44 protein-coding genes are annotated in these 26,001 nt (G+C 68.2%); 26 read left to right on the top strand and 18 right to left on the bottom strand.

Going from position 1 to position 26,001, the window contains the following annotated elements; translation table 11 throughout:
* Positions 1 to 12: 12 nt before the first annotated feature.
* The 17 genes from ACK4TT_RS03305 to ACK4TT_RS03225 form a co-directional block, all read right to left on the bottom strand.
* Positions 13 to 195 (bottom strand): hypothetical protein, encoded by a 183-nt coding sequence (locus ACK4TT_RS03305; protein ID WP_410212426.1) that lies wholly within the window; start codon positions 193 to 195, stop codon positions 13 to 15.
* Positions 192 to 1,565 (bottom strand): DUF5131 family protein, encoded by a 1,374-nt coding sequence (locus ACK4TT_RS03300; RefSeq protein WP_410212425.1) that lies wholly within the window; start codon positions 1,563 to 1,565, stop codon positions 192 to 194. Before ACK4TT_RS03300 ends, ACK4TT_RS03305 begins: the two co-directional genes overlap by 4 nt.
* A complete protein-coding gene (locus tag ACK4TT_RS03295; RefSeq protein WP_410212424.1) occupies positions 1,565 to 1,783 on the bottom strand; it encodes a hypothetical protein in 219 nt (72 codons plus the stop codon). The genes ACK4TT_RS03300 and ACK4TT_RS03295 overlap by 1 nt, the downstream gene beginning before the upstream one ends.
* Entirely contained in the window at positions 1,776 to 2,072 is a 297-nt protein-coding gene (locus tag ACK4TT_RS03290) for a DUF1153 domain-containing protein (RefSeq protein ID WP_410212423.1), read from the bottom strand. Before ACK4TT_RS03290 ends, ACK4TT_RS03295 begins: the two co-directional genes overlap by 8 nt.
* Positions 2,065 to 2,976, bottom strand: a complete 912-nt coding sequence (locus ACK4TT_RS03285; protein ID WP_410212422.1) for a hypothetical protein — start codon at positions 2,974 to 2,976, stop codon at positions 2,065 to 2,067. Before ACK4TT_RS03285 ends, ACK4TT_RS03290 begins: the two co-directional genes overlap by 8 nt.
* A complete protein-coding gene (locus tag ACK4TT_RS03280; RefSeq protein ID WP_410212421.1) occupies positions 2,973 to 4,031 on the bottom strand; it encodes an AAA family ATPase in 1,059 nt (352 codons plus the stop codon). Before ACK4TT_RS03280 ends, ACK4TT_RS03285 begins: the two co-directional genes overlap by 4 nt.
* Positions 4,028 to 4,957: a PD-(D/E)XK nuclease family protein gene (locus tag ACK4TT_RS03275; protein ID WP_410212420.1), complete on the bottom strand. Its 930-nt coding sequence runs from the start codon at positions 4,955 to 4,957 to the stop codon at positions 4,028 to 4,030. Before ACK4TT_RS03275 ends, ACK4TT_RS03280 begins: the two co-directional genes overlap by 4 nt.
* Positions 4,954 to 5,157: a hypothetical protein gene (locus tag ACK4TT_RS03270; protein ID WP_410212419.1), complete on the bottom strand. Its 204-nt coding sequence runs from the start codon at positions 5,155 to 5,157 to the stop codon at positions 4,954 to 4,956. Before ACK4TT_RS03270 ends, ACK4TT_RS03275 begins: the two co-directional genes overlap by 4 nt.
* Positions 5,154 to 5,447 carry a hypothetical protein gene (locus ACK4TT_RS03265; RefSeq protein WP_410212418.1) on the bottom strand — a complete coding sequence of 98 codons (294 nt, stop codon included), beginning with the start codon at positions 5,445 to 5,447 and terminating at the stop codon, positions 5,154 to 5,156. The genes ACK4TT_RS03270 and ACK4TT_RS03265 overlap by 4 nt, the downstream gene beginning before the upstream one ends.
* Positions 5,444 to 5,716: a hypothetical protein gene (locus ACK4TT_RS03260; protein ID WP_410212417.1), complete on the bottom strand. Its 273-nt coding sequence runs from the start codon at positions 5,714 to 5,716 to the stop codon at positions 5,444 to 5,446. The genes ACK4TT_RS03265 and ACK4TT_RS03260 overlap by 4 nt, the downstream gene beginning before the upstream one ends.
* 207 nt (positions 5,717 to 5,923) lie before the next feature.
* Positions 5,924 to 6,292, bottom strand: coding sequence for a hypothetical protein (locus tag ACK4TT_RS03255; protein WP_410212416.1), 369 nt, complete (start codon positions 6,290 to 6,292; stop codon positions 5,924 to 5,926).
* On the bottom strand, positions 6,292 to 6,555 hold the full coding sequence (locus tag ACK4TT_RS03250) for a hypothetical protein (protein ID WP_410212415.1): 264 nt from the start codon (positions 6,553 to 6,555) through the stop codon (positions 6,292 to 6,294). Before ACK4TT_RS03250 ends, ACK4TT_RS03255 begins: the two co-directional genes overlap by 1 nt.
* The gene (locus tag ACK4TT_RS03245) at positions 6,555 to 6,803 is read right to left on the bottom strand and encodes a hypothetical protein (protein WP_410212414.1); all 249 of its coding nucleotides are present in this window, start codon (positions 6,801 to 6,803) and stop codon (positions 6,555 to 6,557) included. The genes ACK4TT_RS03250 and ACK4TT_RS03245 overlap by 1 nt, the downstream gene beginning before the upstream one ends.
* On the bottom strand, positions 6,803 to 7,048 hold the full coding sequence (locus ACK4TT_RS03240; protein WP_410212413.1) for a hypothetical protein: 246 nt from the start codon (positions 7,046 to 7,048) through the stop codon (positions 6,803 to 6,805). The genes ACK4TT_RS03245 and ACK4TT_RS03240 overlap by 1 nt, the downstream gene beginning before the upstream one ends.
* A gap of 2 nt (positions 7,049 to 7,050) precedes the next feature.
* Positions 7,051 to 8,238: a hypothetical protein gene (locus ACK4TT_RS03235; protein ID WP_410212412.1), complete on the bottom strand. Its 1,188-nt coding sequence runs from the start codon at positions 8,236 to 8,238 to the stop codon at positions 7,051 to 7,053.
* A 9-nt stretch (positions 8,239 to 8,247) separates the two neighbouring features.
* Complete coding sequence (locus ACK4TT_RS03230) at positions 8,248 to 8,535, bottom strand: hypothetical protein (RefSeq protein ID WP_410212411.1); 288 nt, start codon at positions 8,533 to 8,535, stop codon at positions 8,248 to 8,250.
* Complete coding sequence (locus tag ACK4TT_RS03225; RefSeq protein ID WP_410212410.1) at positions 8,535 to 8,795, bottom strand: hypothetical protein; 261 nt, start codon at positions 8,793 to 8,795, stop codon at positions 8,535 to 8,537. Before ACK4TT_RS03225 ends, ACK4TT_RS03230 begins: the two co-directional genes overlap by 1 nt.
* Positions 8,796 to 8,920: 125 nt before the next feature.
* Between ACK4TT_RS03225 and ACK4TT_RS03220 the strand changes: the two genes are divergently transcribed.
* Positions 8,921 to 9,421 carry an HIRAN domain-containing protein gene (locus ACK4TT_RS03220; RefSeq protein WP_410212409.1) on the top strand — a complete coding sequence of 167 codons (501 nt, stop codon included), beginning with the start codon at positions 8,921 to 8,923 and terminating at the stop codon, positions 9,419 to 9,421.
* Here the strand turns inward: ACK4TT_RS03220 and ACK4TT_RS03215 are convergent.
* Positions 9,418 to 10,101, bottom strand: a complete 684-nt coding sequence (locus ACK4TT_RS03215) for a S24 family peptidase (RefSeq protein ID WP_410212408.1) — start codon at positions 10,099 to 10,101, stop codon at positions 9,418 to 9,420. The genes ACK4TT_RS03220 and ACK4TT_RS03215 overlap by 4 nt on opposite strands.
* A gap of 57 nt (positions 10,102 to 10,158) precedes the next feature.
* Here ACK4TT_RS03215 and ACK4TT_RS03210 point away from each other — a divergent pair, with 57 nt between their 5' ends.
* From ACK4TT_RS03210 to ACK4TT_RS03090, 25 genes are all read left to right on the top strand, one after another.
* On the top strand, positions 10,159 to 10,389 hold the full coding sequence (locus tag ACK4TT_RS03210; protein WP_410212407.1) for a hypothetical protein: 231 nt from the start codon (positions 10,159 to 10,161) through the stop codon (positions 10,387 to 10,389).
* A 2-nt stretch (positions 10,390 to 10,391) separates the two neighbouring features.
* A complete protein-coding gene (locus ACK4TT_RS03205) occupies positions 10,392 to 11,279 on the top strand; it encodes a hypothetical protein (protein WP_410212406.1) in 888 nt (295 codons plus the stop codon).
* Positions 11,263 to 11,709, top strand: coding sequence for a hypothetical protein (locus ACK4TT_RS03200; RefSeq protein ID WP_410212405.1), 447 nt, complete (start codon positions 11,263 to 11,265; stop codon positions 11,707 to 11,709). Before ACK4TT_RS03205 ends, ACK4TT_RS03200 begins: the two co-directional genes overlap by 17 nt.
* 184 nt (positions 11,710 to 11,893) lie before the next feature.
* Positions 11,894 to 12,373 carry a hypothetical protein gene (locus tag ACK4TT_RS03195; RefSeq protein WP_410212404.1) on the top strand — a complete coding sequence of 160 codons (480 nt, stop codon included), beginning with the start codon at positions 11,894 to 11,896 and terminating at the stop codon, positions 12,371 to 12,373.
* Positions 12,374 to 12,475: 102 nt separating this feature from the next.
* Positions 12,476 to 13,165, top strand: coding sequence for a hypothetical protein (locus ACK4TT_RS03190; protein WP_410212403.1), 690 nt, complete (start codon positions 12,476 to 12,478; stop codon positions 13,163 to 13,165).
* Positions 13,165 to 13,614, top strand: a complete 450-nt coding sequence (locus ACK4TT_RS03185; RefSeq protein ID WP_410212402.1) for a RusA family crossover junction endodeoxyribonuclease — start codon at positions 13,165 to 13,167, stop codon at positions 13,612 to 13,614. The genes ACK4TT_RS03190 and ACK4TT_RS03185 overlap by 1 nt, the downstream gene beginning before the upstream one ends.
* Positions 13,611 to 14,288 carry an HNH endonuclease gene (locus ACK4TT_RS03180; protein WP_410212401.1) on the top strand — a complete coding sequence of 226 codons (678 nt, stop codon included), beginning with the start codon at positions 13,611 to 13,613 and terminating at the stop codon, positions 14,286 to 14,288. The genes ACK4TT_RS03185 and ACK4TT_RS03180 overlap by 4 nt, the downstream gene beginning before the upstream one ends.
* A complete protein-coding gene (locus tag ACK4TT_RS03175) occupies positions 14,288 to 14,512 on the top strand; it encodes a hypothetical protein (protein ID WP_410212400.1) in 225 nt (74 codons plus the stop codon). The genes ACK4TT_RS03180 and ACK4TT_RS03175 overlap by 1 nt, the downstream gene beginning before the upstream one ends.
* Positions 14,509 to 14,850 carry a hypothetical protein gene (locus tag ACK4TT_RS03170; protein ID WP_410212399.1) on the top strand — a complete coding sequence of 114 codons (342 nt, stop codon included), beginning with the start codon at positions 14,509 to 14,511 and terminating at the stop codon, positions 14,848 to 14,850. The genes ACK4TT_RS03175 and ACK4TT_RS03170 overlap by 4 nt, the downstream gene beginning before the upstream one ends.
* On the top strand, positions 14,850 to 15,347 hold the full coding sequence (locus ACK4TT_RS03165; protein ID WP_410212398.1) for a GcrA family cell cycle regulator: 498 nt from the start codon (positions 14,850 to 14,852) through the stop codon (positions 15,345 to 15,347). Before ACK4TT_RS03170 ends, ACK4TT_RS03165 begins: the two co-directional genes overlap by 1 nt.
* On the top strand, positions 15,347 to 16,042 hold the full coding sequence (gene ctrA / locus ACK4TT_RS03160; protein ID WP_410212397.1) for a response regulator transcription factor CtrA: 696 nt from the start codon (positions 15,347 to 15,349) through the stop codon (positions 16,040 to 16,042). The genes ACK4TT_RS03165 and ctrA overlap by 1 nt, the downstream gene beginning before the upstream one ends.
* Positions 16,039 to 16,524, top strand: coding sequence for a hypothetical protein (locus ACK4TT_RS03155; RefSeq protein ID WP_410212396.1), 486 nt, complete (start codon positions 16,039 to 16,041; stop codon positions 16,522 to 16,524). The genes ctrA and ACK4TT_RS03155 overlap by 4 nt, the downstream gene beginning before the upstream one ends.
* Positions 16,524 to 17,915, top strand: a complete 1,392-nt coding sequence (locus ACK4TT_RS03150) for a hypothetical protein (RefSeq protein ID WP_410212395.1) — start codon at positions 16,524 to 16,526, stop codon at positions 17,913 to 17,915. Before ACK4TT_RS03155 ends, ACK4TT_RS03150 begins: the two co-directional genes overlap by 1 nt.
* Entirely contained in the window at positions 17,912 to 18,919 is a 1,008-nt protein-coding gene (locus tag ACK4TT_RS03145) for a DNA-methyltransferase (protein WP_410212394.1), read from the top strand. The genes ACK4TT_RS03150 and ACK4TT_RS03145 overlap by 4 nt, the downstream gene beginning before the upstream one ends.
* Positions 18,916 to 19,119: a hypothetical protein gene (locus ACK4TT_RS03140; RefSeq protein ID WP_410212393.1), complete on the top strand. Its 204-nt coding sequence runs from the start codon at positions 18,916 to 18,918 to the stop codon at positions 19,117 to 19,119. Before ACK4TT_RS03145 ends, ACK4TT_RS03140 begins: the two co-directional genes overlap by 4 nt.
* Before the next feature lie 72 nt (positions 19,120 to 19,191).
* Entirely contained in the window at positions 19,192 to 19,977 is a 786-nt protein-coding gene (locus ACK4TT_RS03135; RefSeq protein WP_410212392.1) for a DUF1376 domain-containing protein, read from the top strand.
* 223 nt (positions 19,978 to 20,200) lie between these two features.
* The gene (locus ACK4TT_RS03130) at positions 20,201 to 21,688 is read left to right on the top strand and encodes an AAA family ATPase (protein WP_410212391.1); all 1,488 of its coding nucleotides are present in this window, start codon (positions 20,201 to 20,203) and stop codon (positions 21,686 to 21,688) included.
* Complete coding sequence (locus ACK4TT_RS03125) at positions 21,685 to 22,260, top strand: hypothetical protein (protein ID WP_410212390.1); 576 nt, start codon at positions 21,685 to 21,687, stop codon at positions 22,258 to 22,260. The genes ACK4TT_RS03130 and ACK4TT_RS03125 overlap by 4 nt, the downstream gene beginning before the upstream one ends.
* Positions 22,257 to 22,916 carry a hypothetical protein gene (locus tag ACK4TT_RS03120; protein ID WP_410212389.1) on the top strand — a complete coding sequence of 220 codons (660 nt, stop codon included), beginning with the start codon at positions 22,257 to 22,259 and terminating at the stop codon, positions 22,914 to 22,916. Before ACK4TT_RS03125 ends, ACK4TT_RS03120 begins: the two co-directional genes overlap by 4 nt.
* Complete coding sequence (locus ACK4TT_RS03115) at positions 22,913 to 23,110, top strand: hypothetical protein (protein ID WP_410212388.1); 198 nt, start codon at positions 22,913 to 22,915, stop codon at positions 23,108 to 23,110. Before ACK4TT_RS03120 ends, ACK4TT_RS03115 begins: the two co-directional genes overlap by 4 nt.
* Positions 23,107 to 23,682, top strand: a complete 576-nt coding sequence (locus ACK4TT_RS03110) for a transcription termination/antitermination protein NusG (protein ID WP_410212387.1) — start codon at positions 23,107 to 23,109, stop codon at positions 23,680 to 23,682. The genes ACK4TT_RS03115 and ACK4TT_RS03110 overlap by 4 nt, the downstream gene beginning before the upstream one ends.
* The gene (locus ACK4TT_RS03105; protein WP_410212386.1) at positions 23,683 to 24,015 is read left to right on the top strand and encodes a hypothetical protein; all 333 of its coding nucleotides are present in this window, start codon (positions 23,683 to 23,685) and stop codon (positions 24,013 to 24,015) included.
* Positions 24,005 to 24,385: a GIY-YIG nuclease family protein gene (locus ACK4TT_RS03100; protein WP_410212385.1), complete on the top strand. Its 381-nt coding sequence runs from the start codon at positions 24,005 to 24,007 to the stop codon at positions 24,383 to 24,385. The genes ACK4TT_RS03105 and ACK4TT_RS03100 overlap by 11 nt, the downstream gene beginning before the upstream one ends.
* Positions 24,386 to 24,644: 259 nt before the next feature.
* Positions 24,645 to 25,046: a hypothetical protein gene (locus tag ACK4TT_RS03095; protein WP_410212384.1), complete on the top strand. Its 402-nt coding sequence runs from the start codon at positions 24,645 to 24,647 to the stop codon at positions 25,044 to 25,046.
* A gap of 308 nt (positions 25,047 to 25,354) precedes the next feature.
* A complete protein-coding gene (locus tag ACK4TT_RS03090) occupies positions 25,355 to 25,861 on the top strand; it encodes a GIY-YIG nuclease family protein (RefSeq protein ID WP_410212383.1) in 507 nt (168 codons plus the stop codon).
* Positions 25,862 to 26,001: the final 140 nt, after the last annotated feature.

The following is a 26,001-nucleotide window of genomic DNA, read 5'->3' as shown; positions in this document are numbered from 1 at the left end:
CGACCTGATCGCCTAGGCGACCAACGAGACCCAGGCCAGCGGCCAGATCACGGCGCCGATGACGGAGACCACAACGGCCAGCCATTCGGGCAGGACGCGACCGTCCTCCACCGGCTTCATGTTAAACTCAAACAGGGCCGGGAACGCCGCGACGGCGCCGACGGCCCAGAGCGTGAGGGCGAGCTGCAGGGTCATGCGGCCTCCAGGTATTGGACGGTGGGCCGTTCGTCGTGGACGCGGCCGTCGAGCATCCGGCCGGCGGCCTTCTTGCCGACGCGGTAGAGGTCGGGCTCGTCGTCGATGTGGCCGTCCGTGTCGGCGAGGTTCTCCTCGCCGTACTGCCACTGGTCGTTGAACCACCAGGCGACCGGCACCCGGCCGCGTTTCCGCCGAACGTTCTCGCCCGGCGTCCACTCGCCCCACTGCTTCAGCAGGAACGGCACGCCGGCGGCGGCGCAGTCGTCGCGGACCTTGCGGAACGCGGCGATGGGCGTTGGATAGGCCTTGTGCTTGCCCTGGTCGGTGCCGCCGCCGGTGATCACCCAGCCAATCCGAGGTTCGGCCAGGGGTCGTTCCCCAGGACGTGGATCGAATGAAGCTGCTGCTCCGAATAGGTCGCCAGCTCCAGGTTGAGCGGGTGATTGCGCTTCTTCTTGCCGTCCTTGTGGTTGACCGTCAGCCCCGGCGGGATCGGTCCGTTGAAGTGCCTCCAGACCAGCCGGTGTGCCAGGGCGTTCGCCCGGCGCAGGTCGACCATCGCCCGAACCTGAAGGTATTCCCCCGAGTCCTTCTCCGCGCGCCGCGGTTCGCAGGGGATCAACCTCGTCGCTTGGGACCAACGATCCCATCGACGCGCCGCGTGCCGCCAAACCCTCCCTTCCTCGTCTATCGAGAGCTCCCCCGACAACACCAGCGGATAGACCAGTTCCTCGACGTTCTTGGGCGTCATGGGCCCCTCCAAGCCAGCGGTAGATGTCCACGACCTCCACCAGCGGCTCCATGGACAGGAAGGCGAAGGCCGGGTTGAGCGCGGCCTTGGCCCGCAGCAGATGCGGGACGTCCCGGTCGGCCTCGGCCTGGGTGACGACGGTGCAGCCGATGGCGACGTTGCGGGGCCAGAGATAGGCGAAGCCGACCTCGCCAACCTGGGCCGCCATTTCCTGCTCGTCAGTGAGCATCTGGCGGAACAGCTTCACGATCATCTGCGGCCGCTTGGTCAGCAGCAGGAAGGTCAGGTGCGGGTGCTTGGCGAACTCGGCCAGAGCCTCGGCCCGCAGCTCGGGATCGGCCTGGTTATCCCAGAAGTCCGAGAGCGAGTTGACGAAGACGAACCAGGGGCCGCCGGGCCGTTCCTTCAGCGCCTTGCGGCTGATCGCCCGCAGCTTCGCCCGCCAGGTCTTGGCCTCGACGCGCTTGCCGTGCGGGCCCCAGGTCGTCCAGCCCATGCGGGTCTCGACGAAGTGGCGGGCGTAGCAGGGCTCGCAGGCCGGAGAGCCGGTCTCCTGGCAGCCGAACCAGATGTTCAGCGTGGAGTCGGCCCACTCGATGTGCGTGGTCTCTGCCATCAGTGCACGCCCGGCGCCTTGGGCGCGGTATCGGCGAGCAGGGCGTTCACCACGGCCTCGACCTGATCGCCGAGGTCCTCAAGGACGTCAGCGGCGACGTGCACGTCCATCGGAGCGACGGCGAACACCGATCCGGCCCCGTCGTGGAGGTGGATGAAGATCGTGCCGTGCTCGCATCTGCTGATCGAGATGCTGGCGGCGCGGATCGGCTCAGCCATGGGCCCGGCCCTCCCGATAGTCCTGGATCCTGGTCGCCCGCAGGCCGGCCATGCCGTGGTGCTGAACCGCCCCGCGCCAGGACGCGAACTCCTCGGCCGTGAGGGCGTAGCGATCCAGCGCCTCGGCCTCGGAGATCAGGGCGCCCTCGACGGCCGCCACGACCTCGGCCTTGCGGCGCGGGGTCCAGCGGACGGTGTCCGGCGGCGGCAGATCGGCCAGGGTCAGCGCGGCGCCCATGGGGCCGATCACGTAGGCCTGGCCGGCGCGGTTGGTGCGGGGGTCAGGCATCGCCGTCGCCCTCCCAGCCCTTGGGAGCCGAGAAGCCCGCTGCCTTGGCGTGCCCGCCGCCGCCGTAGCCCGCGGCGACAGCCGACACATCGACGCCGTGTGCGTCGGAGCGGAGGCTGAAGACCCGAGCGCCGTCCGCGCGGTCGTAGTAGCAGGCCCCGAACGCGTTCCCCTCTGCCAGCCGGCCGGCGGCGTCGCTGGCCATCGTGTAGGGGAGGTTCGCCACCGGGACCCGGTGTCCGCCGATGATCATGTAGCGCGTGGTGACGCCCAGCAGTTCGTCGACGTCCTTGAAGTGCTTGCGCTCTATGGCGGCGCCCTGGCTGACGATGTCGGTGAAGCCGTCGGCGGAATCGAGCTTTCGCGCCAAGCTGTCCCAGACCTCGAAGTCGTACGGGTGACTGAAGACCGTCGCCTGCACTTCGCGAGTGCCGGGAATCTCGAAGCGCCACAGGTCGCGGTCCTGCACGTGGCGCACCAAAGCCGGCGCCGGGGAGCCCGGGTGGGCGAACTCCCAGGCCAGCATCGCGCCAGAGCGCTCCATGTCGAAGCACGCCGCGACGCGCGGCATGTTGTGGCAGTAGCACTCGTCCAGGGCCGCCTTCAGGTCGTCGGCATCTTCGCAGCGGAAGCGCGGAAGTCGGCCGAGATCGGCGGCGGCTGTCTTGTGGTGGTCGAGTACGATGAGGCTGTTGGCCGCGTAGGACAGCGGAACCAGCGCGTCGTACTTGTAGCTGAAGTCGACGATCAGGACGTTCTTGCCGGCCACTTCAGGCGGCGCATCACCGTAGATGCCGGCGAAGAACTCGCACTCCGGCCAGCGCTTCCAGATCGCCCAGGCGGCGGTGAAGCCGTCGGCGCAGTTGCCGTGATAGATGCAGAGGTCGGGGGTGAAGCCGTTCATTGGCCGCCGCCCCTGATCTCGGCCAGCCGGGCCTTCACGGCATCGACGAGCTGCTGGGCCAGATCGCGGTTCTTGCCGGTCAGCTTGGCGACCTTCCCGGCCGTGCGGGCCTCGGTCCACGCCTGCTCAAGCTCGGTGTCGGTCATGAAGCCGTCGAGGGAGCGGTTGAACTCGCCGGCCCAGGCGATGGGGTCGAAGTCCGCGCCGACGAGCTGGACCGGCGGCGCAGGATCCTCGGTGAGCTTCTTGGCCGCTGAGGTGTCGCCTTGAGCCCAGGTCGCCAGCGCGAGGCCCATGTCCTCGTCGAGCGGCCGCGGCCGTTCCATCAGGCCTTTGAACTGCTCCGGCAGCTTCATCATCATCTGCTCGCCGCGGTTCTGGCTCTGCCAGGTCGGGACACCACCGGCGCCGGGGAGCAGCAGGGCGTTCATCGTCATCTCGAAGACGAACTCGTCGCCCGCGATCGGCATGAACCCCATGGGCTCGATGACGGTCTTCTCCCGGCCGTTGTCCTGCAGCTTCTTGACCGGCTTCGAGGTCTCCTTAGCCCGGAAGCAGAAGATGAAGTTGCACTCCATCTGGAGCAGGCCGTTGATGAGCTTGCGCCGGTTGGCCTTGGGCTTCTGCCAGGCCAGCATGTTGAAGCGGTCGGCCTTCCAGGTCCCGTAGTCGTCGCCGGCGAGGCGCTGGAGCTCCTGGTCCTGGAGGTCGAGGAGGCCGCCGGGGCCCTCGTGTTCGTGGCTCATGCTGTCCACGATGACGGTCCGGGCGCCCTCGCTGGCGCAGAACCGCAGCGCCTCGAGGTAGTCCAGCGAGCCGAACGGCGCCTTGAAGTCGAGGTGCCGGAACCGGAACCGGTCGGCGTAGTGCAGGGCCCGGCGAGCCTCGGTGTCGATGACGAAGATGTCGCCGCCGACGACGCGCTGGATGCCCGTGGCGAGCCGGAGGGCCGAGAAGGTCTTGCCGCCGCCGCTGGGTCCCATGAGGCCGATCAGGAGCGGGACGTGCTCGCGCACGGCGAGGGGCGCGACGAAGTTGCGCGTATGAGCGTTCATGCGATCACCGGGGGGTTGAGGTTTTCGTCGTAGGCGGCGCGCGCCTCCCACTGGCTGAGCAGCCAGGGCGGCGGCGAGGCCTGGTAGGGGCCGAGGCTCCAGCCCGGCCAGGCGCCGGAATGGAGGGCGCGCTTCCAGAGGTTGACCGCGCCCTCGACCTGTTCGTCGGCCAGCGTCCGCCCCGCCTCTGAGGTCTCGATCAGGCAGGGCATGTGGGGCGGCTCCTGCTCCTGGTAGAGGAAGCAGAAGCGGCGGCGGCCGCGGCCCTCGGGATCGAGGGTGTCGAGGCCCCACCGGTAGAAGCCTTCTTGGAAGTAGGCCTTGGACTTGTAGACCAGGTCCATGGCCTCGGACGGCGAGCTCACGAGGTTGGTGGTCTTGAAATCGATGACCACGCGCGCGTCGGCGCGCATCCGGTCGATCAGCCCTCGGAACCAGAACCCGTCTTCGTCCCGCCAGACGATCATGGCCTCGGCGACGAGCGAGCCCTCCAGGAGCCCGTCGAGGATCGGCTTCGCGATTTCGGCCATGGCCTTGGCACGCCGATACTCCTTCGGGATCAGGGGTATTTCCCCCGCTTCCCAAGCGGCCTTCCGCGCCTCCTGGTCGGCCTTCTTCCGCCAGTTCGGGGCGTGGATCAGCGCGATCTCGGGGCCGACGCCGAAGGCCAGCCGGTGGGCGGCCGAGCCGATGTCCTGGGCGCGCGTCGGAGACGACGGCTCGTCATCCTCGTCGGGCTCAGTCGGGGCGATCTTCGGGTGGGCCGCAGCGCCGTGGGCGAGGCTCTTCTTCAGGCAGTCCCAGGCCACCGAGGCGTTGAGGCTCGGCTCCGGGCAGGGGTCGGCGCGATAGACCTCATCGGGCACGCCGAGGTAGATCCCGGGCTCGTCGACCACCGTCTCCGGCGTCCAGATCACGGTCTTCATGTCGCTGTCCTGTAGATGCGGGCCCGGCCGGCGCGGGTGGCATGGACCCGCTGGGGCTGGTCCTTGCTGATCGTCGCGAACTCGAAGGCGGCGAGGCGGCAGGCATTGCCCACGCCCACGGCGCTGAGCAGGAGTCCGGCCGATCCGGCGTCGATGAGGGAGCGCAGGGCGCTGGCCTGGGCGGGGGTGAGCTCGATCACGGCGCCCTCGCCATGACGGCTTCAAGGGTCTGGACGCGGCTGTCGATGTCCTCGACCAGCCGGCGAGCCAGGTCGCGCGCACCGACCGGATAGGCGTCGCCGCCCTCCGCGATCTCGGCCGCCATGTGCTGAGCCGCGACCAACTGCGCCACCAGGGCCTTGATGTGGTCCTTGGCGAGCTGTCGCGCCTCGGCCTGGAGACGCCGGACCCGCTGGGCCACGGTCTCGGGCTTGGGCGGCGCGGCCTTGAGGTCCTCGTCGGTCACGACGTGCAGCGGGGCGCGGCTCATTGGGGCTCCCCGGCGAGGCCGCAGTAGCCGCCAAGAACGACGGCGCGAGAGATGCCCGTCTCGCTGTTGGTGGCGATATCGCGGCTCTCCCGCCACGCCATGCAGGCAGAGCCGATGCAGAGGGCGATGCGCTCGGTCGGCTTCGAGCCGGCGGTCCAGCGATTAGCTACGGGCCCCGCTGGCATCACTGTGCCGTAGTGATCCGTCGTCTGAAGCGTCGCGACCCGCGCGAACGGGCACCACTTCGCCTTGGCTTCGTCTTCGGTCACAGCGGCATCCTCTCGATGTTGATCGCGCCCAGGACCGCCCACTCGACGACGATGAAGAGCAGGGTCAGGACCAGGACGCGGGTCTGGCGGGCGACGGGGCTCAAGGTCAGGCTCCCGGCGCGGTGACGACGGCCGCGATGACCCGGACCAGGGCCCAGGTCGCGGCGGCGATCAGGATGAAATCTCGGCTGGCGCGGAGGACGGCCATCAGTCCCGCGCCTCCGCGCGACGCTCTTCCCAGCGGCGCTCCATGGCGTCGTCATGGGCGGTGATCTCGTCTTCGGCGGCGGCTTGCAGCAGCTCGGACAGCAGGGCGTCGGAGCACTCGATGTGGCACTCCAGCGTGTCGGCCTCGTACTTGCCGTAGGTGCGGGAACTGACCGGCTCGCCGTCGATGTGCGTGACCTTCACGTCATCGACTTCCGGGTCCTCGGCAGGCAGGCCGCCGTGGCTGTACGCAGGCGGCGCCTCGGGGCGGCCCCAATAGACCTTGTACGAGACGGTCGCCTCGCCTTCCCAGGTCGGCTCATCGCCGCCTAGGGACAGGCTCAGGGTGTGGGTGTAGTGGCGGGCCATCAGGCGGCGCTCCTCTGGCCGTGCTTCAGCTTGCCGAGGTGCTCGGGCGCGGCGCCGAAGGTGATCCCGTCGTCGCGCTTCCACTCCCAGGCGATGCTGTCGCCGCTGTCGGTGATGATCACGCGGACGGTCGTGCCCAGACGGGCGCCGACGCAGGTCGCGTAGTGGATGGCCGCGTTGACGGCCTCCTCGGCTCCGACGCCCTGGCGCACGTACTCGTGCGAGCCGTCGGGGAAGAACTGGCAGACGGAGAACAGGTCCATCACGCCCGGCCCTCCGGCAGAAGGCCGCCGAGACGTTCCTCGGCGAGCCGCTCGCGAAGACGCTCGACCATGACGTCGAAGACGATGTTGTCGCCTCCGAGCCGGACGGCCATGACGAAGGCGCCGGCGACCACGCTTTCGAGCGCGATCAGCAGGTCGGTGCCGGTCCCGCCATTGGCGATGATGGGCTCGCAGAGCGTGCGCAGGGCAGCAGGCGCGACTTGGTTGTGAAGGGCTGCGGCGTCCATCAGCGCGCCTTCCGCAGCTCTTCGGGGATCGGGACAGCGGGGCCCCAGACGAAGGCGTCGAGCTTCTGCGCCCGGTCGACGCCGGGCACGAAGGCCATAAGCTTCTCGTCACCTTCGCCGTTGTTGTCGTAGACTTGGACCACCTCCCAGTCCGGGGAGTTCCAGTCTTCGCCCTCCGGCTGATCGGCTAGCCTCAGCTTGGCCCAGTAGTGGCCCTCGCTGGCGGGTGCGGGGTATGAGGGCATGGTCAGGCGGCCTCACGCACGGCCGGGCGCGTGTCCGCCTCACGGGCGAACTTCACGACCAGATCGATGAGGAAGTCCTGGAAGCCGCGGCTCTCGTCAGCGAGGCCCTGCGTGAGGTGCAGGTGCTCCTCAAGGATGGTCCCGATCAGGAAGTTGCCGCCCCGGTTCAGGGTCAGGCGCGAGAGGTAGATCTTCTCGTTCCGCGCCATGCCGAACACGTCTGGGCCAAGCGTCTCCGCGACCACGATCTCGTGCGTCACCGGGAAGCCGATCCTTGCCAGGAAGGCCTTGGCGGCCTCGATCTCATCGGCCTCGCGCTTGGTCAGCGGGACCGGCTTCACGCGAGCTTCGCGCTGAGCCCAGACCTCGGCGGCGGTCACGGCTGACGCAACCACCGCCGCCGCTCCCTTGCGCTCGCAGAGTTCCAGTGCGGTCTCGGCGAACTCCTCGGAGACCTCGCCGAAGGTCAGGCCCTTCTCGTAGCCCTGCGACAGCAGCGCCTTGGCGATGACCGCCCGATCCGTGCTGTGCCCGAGCGTGTAGGTCACCCAGGACGAGACGACGTAGCTGTCCTTGAGCGTGCGGTCCTCGGTGAGGGTGACGCCGCCCACGAGGTTGTAGGTGAACGCCGCCGTGTGGGGGAGCCGTGCGACGAGGACGCCGCGATAGTAGACGCACGAGCTCTCGCCGGGATGCACTTCGACGAGGCTGTTCTTGTAGAGCGGCTGGGTCTGGAGAAAGTACCGCTCCCGCTCCTGGGCCGCTTCGGCGAACGCCGCGCCCTCGATCCAGATCGTGGTGTGATCCTCGGCGGGCTCGGCTTCCGACATCCAGATGTCGCCGCCTTCGTCCAGGCAGTTCGCGTAGAGCTCACGGAAGACCTGCCAGGTCTCCCAGTGGGCGCCGAGGTGCGTGGTGAAGCCGAGGCGCTCGCGGCCCTCCGGCCCGGTCATGTAGATGAAGTCGAAGCCCTTGCCCCGGACCTCACCGGCCTCTTTCGCGAAGTCGTAGCGGTCCAAGCCGCGCCAGATCGTGATGCGCTGGCCGGTCCTGAGCAGGCACGCGATGGCGTACTTCAGTCCAGTGCCGAACATGCCGATGGGGGCTTCACCATCCTTGGCGCTGACGCCCATGGTGGTGACGGCCTCCATGGGGATGAGGCCGGGGTTGGTCAGGGAGACAAAAGCCACGTTCGGCTCCTAGGCAGCAGCGGGGGGCTCGGTGGGGCCGCCCTCGTCCTCGTTCAGCCGCCGCAGCAGCCGTCCAGCGAGGTCGAGGTTGGGACCGTGAATCGTGACCACGAGCGCGCCGCAGTCGTAGATCGCGTAGCCGTCGGCCCAGGACCAAAGCTCGTAGCGGTCCGGGCGCCGGCGCGGCCTGTGCTCCGGCGGGTGAGGCCGATAGGCGCCGAAGTCATGGGTTCCGGCGGGCGACTGCTCGACCACGCGGAGGGGGCGAGCCGGGAAGGGGGTGACGTTGCCGTCCATCACGCGGCCCGCCGGTGCTGAGCCGCAGCGCTGATCAGGTCGCCCTGGGCGCCGATCAGGTCAGGGGCGGTGAGGCCCAGGAGATGGGCCGGGAGGTCGCCGCGACCGGCGGCCCAGGCCGACAGGGCCCGGAGCTGCTGCTCGACCCAATCGGCGCGCTGGCGCAGCAGTTCCGCGCCGTTGCTCCGGCCCTGGGCCTCGCTGATCCAGCGGGCCACGGCGGCCTGCATCTTGTCCTGGTTGGGGTGGCGTTGCGCCATCGACGTCCTCCTGTCGGTAGGAAGACGTTAGCAATCCTGCAACGCAATGCAACAGGAAAGTTGGCAACAATGCTAATCGAAGCCGTGGATGACCTGATCTAGCCTTCGCCAGAAGAGGGCGAGAGATGGCGTTGGCGATCCTGATCGGCGCAGGCGTTTTGCTGGTGATGGGCCTCATTGCGATCCTGAGTGGAAAGCCCGCGCCGCCAGTTGTGGTGACGCACCCAATCGACCGCGGCGAGCCGGCGCCAGAGGCTCCCCACATCGAAGGCCACGGCGACTTCGACCAGCCGGTCGTTGGCGAGGCGCACTATCAGGCCGCTCTTGATGCGATATGCGGCGGCAAATGCGAGGAGGGGCACGAACTGGAGGTCGTCGCCGAACTCGTGCCGGAGCCCAGCAATCCACACGACGCGAACGCGGTGGCGGTGTTCATTGGCGGGCGCAAGGTCGGATACCTCCCCCGCGATATCGCCTACGCTTGGTCGGAGGGGCTGCGAAATCGCGGGTCGGCTGGGCGGCGCTATTCCTGCGATGCCATGATCGTCGGCGGATGGCGGCGAACCAAGCGTTCTGGCCAGCTAGACGAAGGCAGCTACGGCGTCCGGCTCGACCTACCGCTCTAGCGCACCTGGCGGCCGAACCACACGACGCGGCCCTGGATATCGATCTCCTCGACCAGGCGCTCGTATGGCGGGTAGAGGTCGTGGTTGCGACTGATCACGCGGACCCTCTGGGGTTCCGATCCCTGGACGCGCTCCAGGTATTTCACGACATAGCCGTCCCCGTCCCATAGGCAGAAGGCGCCGGGAGACGCCAACGACCTGCGCCTCTTGTCGATCAGGATCTGATCGCCCCCGAGATAATCCGGCTCCATCGAATTCCCCTCGGCCTCTATGGCCAGCAGGTCGGCGGGCTGGGCGCGCAGGATCGATTCGACCAGATTGCGTGAGAACGCGATGGCTCCGCGGTCCCCCTCTCCCGTACCGCCGCCCCCCATGCCGGCGAACGTCGGCAGGCGCTCGATCAGAACCATGTCGTCGTCGCGGCGGTCTTCGAGCCGGTCGGGCGTCACGCTGAAACCCGGATACTTCGGGAATGCGCGCTTGAGCTTTTCAATCGTGGGAACGCTGAGTCGCGTCGTGGCCGTGCCCCGGTAGGAGCGTGTGATCGTCGTCGGGGTCAGCCCGGCCGTCTTCGCCAGCGCCGATGGCGTCAGCTTTGCCCAGCGGCACAGCTCGCGGACGAACTCCGTATCGGTAGCGAGGCCTTCCACGTCGAGGCTGTTAGCAAACTCGCTACGCACGCGCCCTTTGCAAGATTGCACTTGTGAGTTGGCAATCATGCTAATATCGTCCAGCGCATGGACCAGCAGACGATCATCAGCGAGTTCGAGGCGCGGGCCAGGGCCGTCGGCAAGCCCATGTCGGACATCTGCGCAAGTGCGGGCGTGCACCCCACGACATTCAGCCGATGGAAGCGGACTGAGAAGAATCCGGAACCCGTCGGCGCGACGCTTGCCAGCCTGTCCAGGATCGATGCGGCGCTGACTGCCGCCGAGTCTGTTCTCTCCAACGATCGAGACGCGGCCTGATCATGAGCGCCGTCGAGATCGCCCACGCCGAACCAGAGGTCCAGCCCTTCGATGGGGCGTACCGACCGCACCCGCTGGCCGAGCTGTTCCCGCTGATCGAGGGGCAGGCCTACTGGGATCTGGTGGCGGACATCCGGGAACACGGCGTCCGCGAGCCTGTCGTCATGCTGGACGGCATGGTGCTGGACGGCCGCAACCGATACCTCGCCGCGCGCGAGGCCGGTCGCCCGGTACCGGTAGTGCAGTACGAGGGAGACGACCCCCTTGGCTTCGTGGTGAGCCTGAACCTTAAGCGTCGGCACCTGAACGAGAGCCAGCGCGCGATGGTTGCGGCGAAGCTGGCGAAGCTGCCACCGGGACGGCCTAGCGCCGAAAACCCCCCAAATCTGGGGGTTTCCGTCCCCGAGGCGGCCAAGATGCTCAACGTCGGGCGCGGAACCGTGGAAAGCGCCCGACGGGTCCAAGACCGCGCAACCCCCGCCCTCATCGCCTCCGTCGAGGCTGGCGCGGTCAGCGTCAGCGCCGCCGCAGAGGTCGCCAAGCTTCCCGAACCGGTCCAGGTCGAGATCGTCGAGGGAGGTCCGGTCGCTATTCGCGAGGCGGCGAAGAACATCCGGGCCGAGATCATCGATGTCTCGACAGGACGAGCGCGCGCGCCGGTCGCCAGCCGCAAGAACCCCGACTACGCCCCAAACCCGCTGCGCGACGCCGCCCTGGCCCTGCGCGATAGCGCCGCAGAGGTCTCGCGGATCATCGGCGCCCATGACGGCGCCGCGCTGCGGGCGGCCTTCCACGACGACGCCAGCCGGGACCGCGCGATCGCCGTCCTGGCCGATGCGCGCGCCGCGCTCTCGGCCTTTCTGGAGATCGAGCATGCCCGAACCACATGACCTGACGGGTGCGATTTGGGAATCGGCCGCCCGGCTGGGATCGCGCAACGCCCCGCGCATCGCCGACGATCTGCTGGCGCGGAACTTCCCCGAGAGCATGGCCGCGACAGAGCGCGACGGGCTTTCGGCCATCCTTCGCCGAGGGCTTGTCGAGCACGTCACGCGCATCCTCAAGGCCGCGAACGACGACGCGGCGCAGATCGACCTCTCGGAGGTCGACCCGTCGTTCCGGTCGCTGGTGAGGGCGCTCAAGAGCAAGTCCTACTACGTCGAGGCGCTGGCCGAGCAAGTGTCGGTCGCGCGGCTGATCGCGGAGCCGGCCCTTCTCGATGACGCCCGCCGGTTCATGCGGCGCAAGGGCCTCGAATGTATCGAGGAGGCCCGGCGGTTGGACGCGCTGTACGAGGCCGTCGCCGGGGTGGCGGCCTGATGTCGACCTCCCCACAGAACGCCCACGCGACCCCCCGACTTCCTCGCGTGGACCAGGCGGGCGCTGTTGCTCTCCGCAGCGCCCGCCACCCCTCTGATGCCGATCCCGTTCATGGCGCGAACCTGCGCCGTGCGGGCCCGGCCGTCACGTTCCATCGCGAACCCCGGAATGAACGGACCGCCCGATGACCAAGGCCCGCGTGCCCTCGACATTCGCTGACGCCGTGACCCGTATCGCCGGCCGCGTCGGCTGGACCGCCATGGCCGAGGCCGTGGGCAAGACCGAGCGGGCGGTGCGGAACTGGTCGGACCCCGACATGGACCGCCAGCCCGCGCTCGACGACGCCCTTCAGCTCGACCGGCTCTACGTCCAGGCCGGCGGCGGGGAACCCCCGCTGCTGGCCGTCTATCAGCTCCTGCTCGACCGCGCGGTCCAGCCGCCGGCCGATACCGCCGAGCTCGTCAGGGCCACGGCGACGACCGCCAAGGAAGTCGGCGAGGCCGTCGCCGCGCTGGTCCAGGCCGCGCAACCCGGCGCCGGCCATGTCGACCGCGCGGTGGCCGACCGCGAGCTCACCGAAGCCATCGACGCTCTCAACGAGGCCAAGCGGAAGCTCGGCGCGCCGCCGGCGGCATCGGTGACGCCGCTGCGCCCTGCGGGCTGACCGACAGCACACCCGGCTCGCGCGCCCCCGAGAGCAGCGCGGCCGCATCGAGACGGGGCACGGATCGCGCCCCTTGCGAGCGGTCCAGGACGGAGGGGCCGCATGGCTCGTCGGAACACCAAGGGGAAGGGCCACAACCTCGCCCTGACCGAAGAGGAGCGCCAGGCGCTCGCCACCCACTACGCCAACAAGGTCATCGCGTCGGACCGCGAGATCGCCGCGATCCAGACCGACCTCAGCGCCGCCAAGGGCACCCTGAGCGGTCACTTCAAGCTGATCCAGAAGCACCTCGGGATCACGAAGCAGGAGTTCCGCGACGAGTTCCTCGGCGCCCTCCAGATGAGCGACAAGGAATATGCCGCCGCGGAGAAGCGCCGGTTCGATCTCCATCGTCTGGCCGGCAAGGATGTTCCCGAGGGCGCTCAGCTCGATCTGCTCGACCGGATCAACGACACCGTCGATGACCAGATCGCAGCGGAGGCCGACGGCTACCGCGCCGGCCGGCTCGCGCTCGATCCGACGCCGCCGGACCATATCGCTACCTTCCTCCACCCGGACTGGCTGCGGGGCTGGACCCGGGGCCAGGAGGTCAACGCCAACGCCGACGCCATGGCCTACGACATCCTGTCCCGCCCGCAGCCCGGGGAGATGGCGGCGGATGACGGCGAGGACGAAGACGAGACCGGTGGTGACGGCGACGAGGAGTTCGATCCCGACGCCGAGGCACGGGCGCTGAAGAAGGCCGGCTGGGCCGACCCGACGCCGGCCGAGAGCGAGTTCGCGGAAGCGTGATGTCGGTCTTCACGCTCTCGCTGAAGGGTGACGCGCGGGGGAAGGGACGCCCCCGCGCTACGACCCGCCGCGTCGGCAAGCGCGTCGTGGCCAGCGTCTATACCGACGGGCCGACCAAGCGCTACGAGGCCAGCGTCAAGAAGGTGGCCGCCATGGCGATGGCCCCGCGGTCGCCGATGACCGGCCCCTTGAGCGTGTCCCTGCGTTTCCGGCTCCGCGTTCCCGCGAGCGCGACCAAGCGCCAGCGCGCCGCCTACCTCTCGGGCGAGGAGGCGTACCTCGGGGCCTACGACATCGACAACCTGGCCAAGAGCATCCTCGACGCCTGCAACGGCGTGGTCTGGGTCGACGACCGCCAGATCACCCGCCTGTTCGTGACGAAGATCGCGGCCGAGGAGCCCGGCGTGGACCTCCGCGTCGAGGCGCATGCTCCGCAGGTGTCGGCATGATCCCTGGCGTCGCGTGGAACCCCCACAATCGCCGCTGGCGCGCAAGTCTCTCTGGCTATGGAAAGCGCGGCTACATCGGCGAGTACCGCTCCCTGGATGAAGCGATCTCGGCGCGGCAGAGCGCAGAGCTGCTGGTCGACGGCCGCCTGCACGATCAGGCCCAAGTCCGCATCGATGGCGACAAGGCATATGTTCCACTGTGGGCCAGCCGCGGGCGCCTCAAGGGCTGGAGCGCCGTTGACCTGACTGACCTTGGCGTCGTGGGTCCGCACCGGTGGACCCTGGCCCCGAGCGGATATGCTGTTGCCCGCATCGGCGGCCGTACCCTCGCGATGCACATCCTTTTGATGCCCGGTGCCCGCATCAGGGACCACGCGAACGGGGATCGGCTCGACAACCGCCGATCAAACCTCCGGGCGTGCACCGCGTCGGAGAACGGCGGGAACAGCGCACCGACCCGGGGCCGTGGCCTATTCAAGGGCGTCTCGCCAATGGCGACTGGCGGCTTCCGCGCCCGCCTCATGCTGAACCGCCATGAGGTTTGGCTGGGCCGGTACGACACCGCCGAAGAAGCGGCGCGCGCCTACGACCGTGGCGCACTGGCCCATTTCGGCGCCTTCGCCCGCACGAACTTCCCCCCTGAAACCTACGCGCCCCAGGAGGGCCAGGGCTGATGTCCAGCTACATCGATCACTACGAGGGCCGGATTGAGACCGTGCCCATCCCCGGAGGCGCCGTCGCCCACCGCACAACGGGGGTCCTGATTCACTCTTGGGACGCCTTCACTGACGCCCGCCTGGCCTGGCTCTACGGGCCGGCTCACGACGTCGAGCGGGCGGCCGCCTCGATCGCTGACCTTGAGGCCTGGAACCGCCTCGGGACGCGGAGGGTGGCATGAGCGCCGCCGACGACCTGGACGAGATGATCGTCCTCTACACCCAGGACCGGACACCGCTATCCCGCATCGCCATCCGCTTCGGCTGCACCGAGGCCGTGGTCCGTGACCTTCTGGTTGGCGCCGGCGTCGTCCTCCGCAGGCGCGGCGACGGTGACGCCAACCACATCCCCACGCCGCCGGCGCCGCGGATCATCGAGGAGCCCCCGCGGCGTGGCCGTCGGAAGGCCGCGCGGGACCTGACCGCCGATCTCGATCCCGCCGACCGGATGCACATCCGCCGCGTGGTCACCGCCCTTGGCGGCAAGGGCTTCCCCTTCCTCGCGATCAGGAGCGCGTGATGAGCTGGACCGACGAGCGCATCGAGAAGCTGAAGAAGCTCTGGCAGTACGGCCTCAGCGCCAGCCAGATCGCCAAGCAGCTCGGGGGCGTGACCCGCAACGCGGTGTGTGGCAAGGTGCACCGCCTGGGCCTGTCGGGCAGCGCGACGCCGTCGAAGCCCCAGCGGACCGTCTTCAAGGCCCCGCGCCCGGCGCGTCCGGCCGCGGCCGCGCCCTCGGCGCCGCGCCGCATCGCCGAACCGGCCACGCCGGCCCCGGCCCCCGTGCGCTACGTGGACGAGGCCCCCGGCATGGCCACCGTGCTGACCCTGGGCGCCCACATGTGCAAGTGGCCGATCGGCGATCCGGCCATGGACAATTTCACCTTCTGCGGCCGCCGGGCCGACGAAGGCGGCCCCTACTGCTGCGAACACGCCCAGGTCGCCTACCAGCCGGCCCGGGCCAAGAAGAAGACCAGCGCGGCTGAACTCGCGAGATCGCTTCGGAGGTTCGCCTGATGCGCGTGCTCTACGTCGAGGATGACTCCGCCACGGCCCAGGCCGTCGAGCTGTTCCTCAAGGCCGAGGGCTTCAACGCCTACACGACCGACCTCGGCGAGGAAGGCGAGGAACTGGCCCGGCTCTACGACTATGACCTCATCCTCCTGGACCTGAACCTGCCGGACATCGGCGGTCTGGAGGTCCTGCGCAGGATCCGGGCCGCCAAGATCACGACGCCGGTCATGATCCTCACCGGTTCGTCGGACATCGAGACCAAGGTCCGATGCTTTAGCGCCGGCGCCGACGACTGCGTGGCCAAGCCGTTCCACAAGGACGAGCTGCTGGCCCGCATCCACGCCGTGGTCCGCCGCTCCAAGGGCCACGCCCAGTCGGTCATCAAGACCGGCGACATCACGGTCAACCTGGACGCCAAGACGGTCGAGGTGAACGGCATCCGCGTCCACCTGACCGGCAAGGAATACCAGATGCTGGAGCTCCTCTCGCTTCGGAAGGGCATGACCCTCACGAAGGAGGTGTTCATGAACCACCTCTACGGCGGCATGGACGAGCCGGAACTGAAGGTCATCGACGTCTTCATGTGTAAGCTGCGCAAGAAGATCGCGGCGATCACGGGCGGCCCGCACTTCATCGAGACGGTCTGGGGCCGCGGCTATGTCCTGCGCGATCCGGTGAGCGGGGGCGTCAGCGCATGAGCTTGGCAGCCCGCTTCTCGTCGAAAATCGAAGCCGACCCCAATAGCGGATGCTGGCTCTGGATTGGCTCGCTTAGCACTGCCGGCGGCTACGCCCGCATGCTCGGCCCGAACCGAAAGGTCGTTCCGGCTTCGCACGTCGCGCTGATCCTCGACGGCCGGCCGCGGCCGTCGCCTCAGCATGAGGCGATCCACCGCTGCGATACGCCAGCGTGCGTGAACCCCGCACATCTCCGCTGGGCGCTTCACGCCGAGAACGTGGCGGACATGATCGCGAAAGGCCGCGCGTCGGACGCCGGGCTGCGGATCTTCTGGGAAATGCCCTCAGAGCGTCGCTACCGAGCGACCTGCCGTCGGGGCCACCCGCTCTCGGGACCTAACCTCTACGTCAGCCCTCGCGGCTGCCGCAAATGCGCGACCTGCATGCGCGAACAGAACAGAGCCGCCAGCGCCAAGCGCTCCGCCGCTCGGAGGGCCGCGTGATGTCGGACGACGCCTACACCGAGTTCCTGGCTAGGAAGGCTATCCGCGATCCGGCGACGGGCCTGAGCGCGGTGCCGCCTCTGCCTGACGCCATGTTCCCGTTTCAGCAGCAGATCACGGCCTGGGCTCTTCGCCGAGGTCGGGCAGCGCTGTTCGCCGGGACTGGCCTTGGCAAGAGCTTCATGGAGCTCGCGTGGGGCGATGCGGTGGCCCGCGAGACCGGGCGCGGCATCCTCCATCTCGCGCCGCTGGCGGTGTCAGCTCAACTCGTCCGCGAGGCTGAGAAGTTCGGCATCCCGGCGCATCTAGCCCGCAGCGCGTCCGACGTTGGGCCGGGCATCGCGATCACGAACTACCAGAAGATCGAGCACTTCGACCTCGCCGCTTTCGGGGGCGTGATCCTCGACGAAAGCAGCATCCTGAAGTCGACGGACGGGAAGTACCGGACGCGGCTGATCCAGGCATGTGCGCAGATCCCGTTCCGCCTGGCCGCAACGGCCACGCCGGCGCCCAACGACTTCATGGAGCTCGGCAACCACGCCGAGTTCCTGGGGGTCATGTCGTACACCGACATGCTGGCCACGTTCTTCGTTCACGACGGCGGAGATACGCGATCTTGGCGGCTCAAGGGTCACGCCGAGGACGAGTTCTGGAGGTGGATGGCGTCGTGGGCCGTGATGCTCCGAAAGCCGTCCGACCTCGGCTTCGCCGACGACGGCTACAACCTCCCGCCGCTGAACTACGTGCAGCACACCGTGGGTGTGGAGTACGCGCCGAGCGTCGAGACCGGAATGCTCTTCCCCATGCAAGCCGCAAGCCTGCATGAGCGCATCGCCGCCCGCCGCGACACGGTTGCGGAGCGGGTCGCCAGGGCCGCAGAGATCACGCCCGCGGACCGACCCTTCGTGTGGTGGTGCAACCTCAACGCCGAGAGCGAGGCGCTCACCAAGGCGATCCCCGGCGCCGTCGAAACCAGGGGCTCTGATCCTGACGACGTGAAGGAGCGCAAGCTCACCGACTTCAGTGAGGGCCGCATCCGCGTCCTGGTCACCAAGCCCAGCGTCGCCGGCTTCGGGATGAACTGGCAGCACTGCGCCGATACCGGCTTCGTGGGCCTGAACGACAGCTGGGAGCAGTTCTACCAGGCCGTCCGTCGCTTCTGGCGCTTCGGGCAGATCAAGCCGGTCACCGCCCACCTGATCGCCGCCGAAACCGAGGGCGCTGTGGTCGCGAACCTCCGCCGCAAAGAGGCCGACGCGGATCGCATGGCCGCCGCCATGGTCCGCCACATGGCCGACCTCTCATCGGTCGAGGTGCGTGGCGTCACGCGTGATCGCGGCGCCTACCACCCCACGCAACCCCTCCAACTTCCCGAATGGCTTGCCGCATGAAACAGGTCGCGCACATCAAGGCCGTGGAGCAGGTCGTGAACGACCGCTTCGCAATCTACCAGGGGGACGCCTGCGAACTGATCCGGGCGATCCCCACCGGCTCTGTCCACTACGGCCTGCACAGCCCGCCGTTCGAGGGGCTCTACAAGTTCAGCAACTTCGATCGAGACATCTCGAACAACGAGGGCGGCGCCTTCTGGGAGCACTACGCCTTCCTGATCCAAGAGCTGCTCCGCGTCACGATGCCTGGCCGGCTGCACTCGGTTCACGTGATGCAGCTCCCGACGTCGAAGATCCGTCACGGCCACATCGGGATGCGCGACTTCCGAGGGGAGGTTGTGCGCGCCTACGAGGACGCCGGCTGGATCTTCCATTCCGAGGTCTGCATCTGGAAAGACCCCGTCGTGGCGCAGCAGCGCACGAAGTCGATCCGCCTGCTGCATAAGCAAGTCGTCAAGGACTCCACCGTTTCCGGCCAAGCCTTGGCCGACTACGTGCTCACCTTCGGCAAGCCGGGCGAGAACCCCGAGCCGGTCGCTGGCATGTTCGACAGCTTCGTCGGCGCCGGTCTGGACGTCAGCCGCGGGGCCTACGACCGCCATGCCGCGGCCATGAAGGATGAGGGCAAGACGCCGTGGCCCTTCGAGATGTGGGTCTCCGTCCTGGTCTGGCAGCGCTACGCCTCGCCGGTCTGGATGGACATCGACCAGACCCGCACCCTGCAATACCGCGGCGGTCGCGACGAGAAGGACGAGCAGCACATTAGCCCGCTGCAGCTCGACGTGATCGAGCGCTGCATCGACCTCTGGAGCAACCCCGGCGACGTCGTGCTGACGCCGTTCCTGGGGATCGGCTCCGAGGTGTTCGGCGCCGTCGAGCGAGGACGGCGCGGCGTCGGCTTCGAGCTCAAGCCCTCGTACTTCGCCCAGGCGGTGCGCAACCTTGCCGACGCGGGCAAGGCGCGAGACGACGCCCCTCTGCTCTCGCTCGCGGGGGCCGCATGAGCCGCTTCCACACCAACGGCCAGGATCACGAGGCCCGGGAGACCCGCGTCAGGCTCCACGCCGCCGAGCACGCGCTCGTCGAGGCGCTGGCCCTGATCGAGGAACTGCACGTCCAGCTCGACCGCGCCAACGCCGCCGCGGTCAGGATGGCGCGGCGGGGCGGGGTGTTGGCCGATGGGCTGCGGGGGCGGGCGGCATGACCTCCAACCTCACCGCCGCCCTGGGCTATGCCGAACGTCTCGGCCTCGCCGTCATCCCCACGGGGGGTGCGAATGGCTAAGCGCGACAACTTCTATCGCAGGGATCCGATGGCCGCGCTGAACGGCATGATCGGGATGAGCCTGGAAGAACGGGCCGTCTACAACGTCGTGCTGGACCTCCTCTATGCGACCTGGCGGCCGGTCGAGGACAACCGCCAATTCATCGCCAGGTGGTGCGAATGCGCGGTCCAGAAGGTCAACCCGATCATCGATCGGCTCATCGCCAAGGGGAAGCTGCAGAGGTTCGAGGAGGGCGGATTCTGGTACCTCACGAACCCTCGTTTTGATGACGAACGGAGCGCCGTGAAGGGCGCCGGCGGAGGCCGGAAATCGAGCGGACCTAAGGCAGAAGTCGGGGAGAAGTCGGGAGAAGTCGGGGAGAAGTCGGGAGAAGTCGGGGAGAAGTCGGCGGGTGTCAGAGAGAACGTGCCACTTCTAGAACATGAAACGACGGAAAATCAGTCGGTTACACCCCTAGAGAAGAGAAGAGAAGAGAAGAGTAGAGTAGAGGCGGCGCAAGCGCCGGACCCGCCCGCTGGGCGGCGACGAGGCGAGCGTATCAAGCCCGACTGGCGACCAAGCGCCGATGATGTGGCGTTCGCGGTTCGCGAGGGCTTCACCGAACGCGAGGTCGGAGGCATCGGCGAGAGGTTCCGCGACTACTGGACCGCGGCTCCGGGCAACAGCGCGGTCAAGCTCGACTGGAGCGCGACCTGGCGGAACTGGGTGCGCCGCGAAGCCGAGCGCAGAGGCGTTCACGGCGCCAGCCCCCGGCCAAAGCAGGTGGACTGGTGCTGATGCGCAAACACCTTCGGAGATCGATCGATGACGGCCGAGGAAAAGGCCAGGGCGGCAGGACTCTCGCTCAGGGCGTCGGACTACCGGCAACCATGCCCGAAGTGCTCGGCCAAGCGGTCAAAGCCGAACCAGAAACTGCCGTGCCTGCACGTCACCGTGGGCCGCGGCGAGATCAAGGCGAAGTGCTTCCACTGCGATTGGGGAATGGTGTTCAGCGATGACGATGAGCGACGCGATCATGCGCCGGCTGGAGGCGCGCGGGCTGGACGTGGAACTCGCCGACCGCCTGGGCTTCGCCAGCGTACAGCGCGGGGGTGGTGAGTGCCTGGTCATCCCGTTCGTTCGCGAGGGGCAGGTCGTCCGGCGCAAGTACAAGCGGATGGACCCAGCCCCAGGCGAGAACCCGTACAGCCAGGACAAGGGCGGGATCCGTTGCGCCTGGAACGAGGACATCCTCCGGGAGACGAGGCTCGCCGGCCGGCCGCTGATCATCACCGAAGGCGAGCTCGACGCGCTGGCGGCTATCCAGTGCGGCTTCGAGCGGACGATCAGCGTTCCTGATGGGGCCCCGCCACCCGGCGAGCGCAGCAGGGACGACCTCGAGGAAGGCGCGAAGTACGCCTGGCTGCACGACCTGAAGCCTCTCCTCCACAAGGATCACGTCCCAGAGGTGATCATAGCCTCCGACGGCGACGAGAACGGCGCGGCGCTGCTGCAGGACCTCTCCGTCCTTCTCGGCCGATACCGGTGCAAGTTCATCCGCTACCCCATCGCCCCGGATCGCGAACACGAGCGGCTGGGCAGGGTCAGATGCAAGGACCTGAACGAGGTCTTGCAGTTTTACGGCCTGAAGGGCGTCGTCGAGACGATCAGCCGGGCGGAGTGGCTGCAGGTCGATGGCGTGTACCGGATGAGCGAGTTGCCGCCGGTCGCCCAGCAGCCTGTGTACGACATCGGCTTCGACGCCTTCGGCGAGCACTTCAAGCTTCGGCCGGGCGACTTCTCGGTGTGGACCGGCATCCCGAGCCACGGGAAGTCGACCCTGCTCAACGACGTGATGTGCCGGGTGTCCGAGCGGCACGGCCTGAAAATCGCGTGGGCCTCGTTCGAGCAGCGCCCCCAAACCGACCATCGTCGCTACCTGCGGACGTGGTTTCTTCGGAAGAAGCCGCATCAGTGGTCGCCCGCGGACATCGCCGACGCCGACGCCTGGATCGATCGCAACCACCTGTTCCTCTACCCGAAGGAAGACGACGACGTGACCCTCGACTGGTTCCTGGAGAAGGCCGAGGTCGCCGTCGTGCGCCACGGCGCGAAGGTCATCGTTGGCGATCCGTGGAACGAGATGGACCACGAGTACGACATGCGGGCCATGACCGAGGCGCAGTACATCAACGGCGCGATCAAGATGCTCCGGCGGTTCGCCAGGGCGTTCCAGGTGCACCTCGCCATCGTCGCGCACCCGACGAAGCTGCAGAAGCTCGCCGACGGGCGATACCCCATGCCAAGCCTCTACGACATCAACGGCGGCGCCGTCTGGCACAACAAGGCCGACCTTGGAGTCATCGTCCACCGCGAGAGCGAGAACGACACGCGCGTGAAGACCGCCAAGTCCAGGTACCACGACATCATCGGCAAGCCGGGATCGGTGCTCATGCAGTTCTGCGGCGACGACCGGCGTTTCCGCGAGACCGAAAGGGGGCTGACGTGAGGCCGACGACTTCGATCCCGACCAAGTACGCCGGTGTCCAGTTCCGGTCTCGTCTGGAGGCGAGGTGGGCGGCGTTCTTCGACCTGGCAGGCTGGTCGTGGGAGTATGAGCCCAGCGATTATGCGGGGTGGACGCCTGACTTCGCGCTCCTGGGCGCCAAGTCGGTGACGCTCGTGGAGGTGAAGCCGATAAACTGGCCGCTCACCCACCAAGGCATGAGCGAAGAGGCGCTGAGGCGCAGCGACCTGCTGAAGACGCGCGGCGACGTGGAGGGAGGCCACGAGGTCCTGATCCTCGGCGCATATCCCGTGATCAACGGCATTGGATCCTGGGCCGAGCCGGTCTTGGGGCTGCTCTTCAACAGCCTCGACTTCGGACCTGAGGCCGACATTGCGCTGATCTGGGATGGTCCGGACAGCACCCTCGACTTCGCCGCGGCGCTCGGATCGTACCGCCACCGAATGAGCGGCCTCCACGACGGCGACCACCATCTGCGGCCAGTGGAGCGCGATACCGTTCAACACCTCTGGGGCCTAGCCGCGTCGCGGGTGCAGTGGAGGCTAGGTCAATGACCCGCTGGTTCCGATCCGTCGCGGCGGTCCTGCGCCGCCTGCTCTGGCCGCTGCCGAAGGACGTGGAGCCTGACGTGGTCCTGGCCGGCTCCGAGGGGCCGGAAACCGCCGGCCTCATCCTAGACCCCGCCAGCGGGAAGTGGTCTTTCAGGTCCAGCGACGGGTCGGTTTTTGAGCTCGACGCCAGCACTTTCGCCATCTTCGATTTCGCTGGCGAGCCCAGCGCCGGGGCCGGCGGCGAGGAAGACGACGACATCGACGACATCAGCCAAGATGATCCGCCACCACTAAAGCCGCGCGACGGTCGCCAGGAGCTCGCCATGCCCGCCACGGGATCGGCGTTCGACGCCTTGTTCGGCCGCGGCCGGTCCTGGGCGCCGCGCCGGGACTTCCGCTGCGCCCCCTGGGAGAACCTCCACACCTTCGCCGGCCCAAGACCGCGACGTGACGACTACGGCCTGCACGGCGACACCTCGCCCCTGTCCATGATCTGCCCGGCTTGCGAGCTGGAGCAGCCGCCGCTGACCCAGGGCGAGCGCCGCTGTCCGTACTGCGGCCTCAGGCTCCAGATCAGCGGGACCTACGTGCTGTGGTGGCGGGCGGCGATCGAGCCGGCGCTGCAGTGGCCGCCGCGAGCCCTGGACGGTGGCCGATGAACGCCTTCACCCCGGCATTCGCCCCCGCGACGGTAACCCGGACCAGCCTGCATGTCTGGCGCGCCGACCCCTTCACCACCGCCAGGGCTCCGCAGGCCGGCTACTACGCCGTCGCCCTCAGCTCGACGATCTACCACCGCGCCGGCGAGGCCTTCGCGCCGGAGCTGCTGGCCAGGGCCCGGAGGTGGCGGTGAGCGATCCGAAACCCCGGCCGTGGTTCATCCTCAGGGTCAGCCCCAACACGGAACGGCGGGTTGTCGAGGCCCTGACCGAGAAGGGACTGACGGTCTATGCGCCTGTCGAGAAGTACGTTCCGGCCAACACCTGGCGGGCCAGGACCCGGGCGCTGATGCCGGGGTACGTCCTCGCCGACCTACCGGACGATGACGCTCTGGACCTGGCGCGGGGGAACAAGGCCGTGCGGGAGCTGATGTGTCGCGACGGCCGCCCCCTCCGCGTCCCCGCGATCTTCGTCGGGACCATGATCCTGTTGGAAGGCTGGAAGGCCTTCGACCGGACCTGGAAGAAGACCGGGACCCGCCGGCGTAACCGCCGCAAGGGCCGCAAGGGCACGGTCTACGAGAGCCGCTTCGAGCACGGCCAGCGGGTCAGGATCAGGACCGCGGCCGAGGACCACCCCTTCGAGGGCTTCGAGGCCAGCGTGTTCCGGACGGTACGCGAGGAGCGGATCGAGGTCCTGGTCTCGCTGTTCGGCAGGGCGACGCCGGTCGAGGTGGAGGAGGGCTGGCTGGAGGAGGTTGCGTAGATGTTAGATCCCCCGATCGACCCCGATATTCGGCGCATTGCAGAGCAGGCGGCGAGAGAGGGCGCGCACGCTGTTGTGACAGCGAGCTATCGCGAGGCGGCAGCGCACAGGAAGGTGGTGAACCACCGGCATGTCACCGCGTCCTGGTTCGAGTGGCTAGTCACCGATTCTGGTCAACAACAATGGCTGGTCTTGGAAGTACGCCTCCCGCTGGCTGGCGAACTCCTCAACTTCAACGGCGAGCTCGACGATCTGACTGCGGAGCTCCGAGACAAATTTCCCGGGACCCGCCTGAGGATCACGCCGGCATACGCGGGAGGAAATGGTGGCTAAGGGGTTCGTATACCTTGTCGCAGAGGCGGAGGAAGGACCGGTCAAGATTGGACGGTCATCGGACTATTGGAAGCGTTTGAAGGAAATCCAAATCGGTAACCCTCGCCCACTTCGACTAAAGGCACTGCTCTATACCCGGGAGTGCGAGGTTATTGAGGCGCAAGTACACGACAGGCTCGGCCGGCGTCGCATTCGGGGCGAATGGTTCGACGTCTCAGTCCCAGCGGCGATTGTTGCGATGCAACGTACGATAAAGGCGCGCCGCCGAATGGGCCTCGCGTGGGATGCCCCCTCGCTGGACGACCTCGTAACGATGGACGTGGCAGTCAGCGGCGGGCGCGTGGTTGGCCCTGTAGCGGACGCAGCATGAGCCGGCCTCCTATCCAGGCGCCCCCGCCACCTTGCTATGGGCCAAGCCCAGAGGCTCGCCGCAAAGCCGACCTGCTCTTCCTGGCATTCCTCGGCACCTTCGTCGTTGTCCTGGTTGGTCTGATCGCGCTGGCGATCGCCTACGGCCCTCGAGAGCCTTCCTTGCGGCTAATTGCTGAGACGCCGGAGGGCTGCCGCATCTACCAGCCGCGCGGGCTGGACCAGGTGACGATCTGCCCGGAAAGCTGGAGGGCGAGCTGATGGCCGGGACCGGCCCCACCGGCCTCTCGACGAACTGCGAGATGGTGCTCGCCCACCTTCGCACCGAGCCGGATCAGCGCATCGTCCACCAGCAGCCGTGCCCGCCCGGCGAGACCGGCCACTGCGTCTTTCCCGAGAGCGTCTACTTCCGGATCGGCATCTGCGGGATCAGGCTCCCAGGCGGGAAGGTGACGTTCCGCCGGCTGCTCAAGGCCGGATGGCTGACCGTGGCGGCGGTGGAGGGAAGCGCCGCGACGGGCCACCAGATCGAGTATCGGCTCAGCCCCGGCGCGCTGGAGCGGTTCGACGCCGACCCGGAATGGCAAAAGGTCGAGCGCGCCTGGAGAGAGGTCGCTAAGCTGCCCCCGAGACTGAAGCTGATCGAGGGAGGGGCCCCATGACCCTGGCCGACATCCTGGCCGAATTGTCCCGCCGTCACGGCCGGGCCGTGCGCGCCGCCGACTACCCGAGCCTGCGGGCCATGCTGGAGGAGCTGTGGAATGGGTGAGCGGAGAAGGCGGTAACAAAGCCTTAACGCCGGTGGGGCATTTCTCTGCGGGCTACAGGCCCGCTTCGGTGGGTGGGACGACCAGCAGTAGGGCGAGGCTCCCCGCAAGGGCGGTGCCCCCGAGACTGGCCCCCGGGGGCGCCCACACCGGCGACCCCTAGTAGCTGGACCTATGCCCGACCGACTCGCCAGAGGCCAAGAATGTCCCGCGCCCATGTCTGGCCCTCCGCGCCGGATGGCCGTCCCCTCAGCCGCGAAGAGCATCGCAAGGCGATCAAGCGCCAGGCCGACGATCTGCTGAAGCGGCCAAGGCCGCACGCCACGATCTCGCAGGCCCGGAGGCAGCGTCGGAAAGACAGGGCCTCGGCCAAGGAGGTCCTGCGAGACCTGGAGCCGCCGGTCCTGGTCGCCCCAGAGGGCCACTGCTGCGTCTACGTGATCGGATGCCGCCGCGATCCGGTAAAGGTCGGTTTCGCGGCGGACGTCACAAAGCGCTTGCATGCCCTGCAGACCGGCTCCCCGAAGAGGCTTCGGGTCTTTGGAACCGTGATCGTGAGAGCCGAGGCCGCACGGAAAGTCGAGTTGGCCTGCCACAACAGACTCGCGCATCGCCGCAGAACCGGCGAGTGGTTCGAGATCGATGCGGAAGACGCGCTGTTCGTGCTGCGAGGCATCGCACAGGATTGGCGGGCCGCCGGATACGCCTGACCCCATCGCCCCCGGCCCGGCCACACCTGACGCCATGCCGTGAAACCAGACCGCGAGCGCGGGGGCGAAACCCATCACGGTGCGGTCCCGCCCCGGTAGGTTCCGATCAGCACGCGGAGCCGAACGGCGGGCCGGCAAGG

This window comes from Phenylobacterium sp. (assembly GCF_046463815.1).
In the GTDB taxonomy this organism is placed as follows: domain Bacteria; phylum Pseudomonadota; class Alphaproteobacteria; order Caulobacterales; family Caulobacteraceae; genus Phenylobacterium.
The sequence above is the reverse complement of the archived record's forward strand: the minus strand, read 5'-3'. Positions and strand labels throughout refer to the sequence as shown.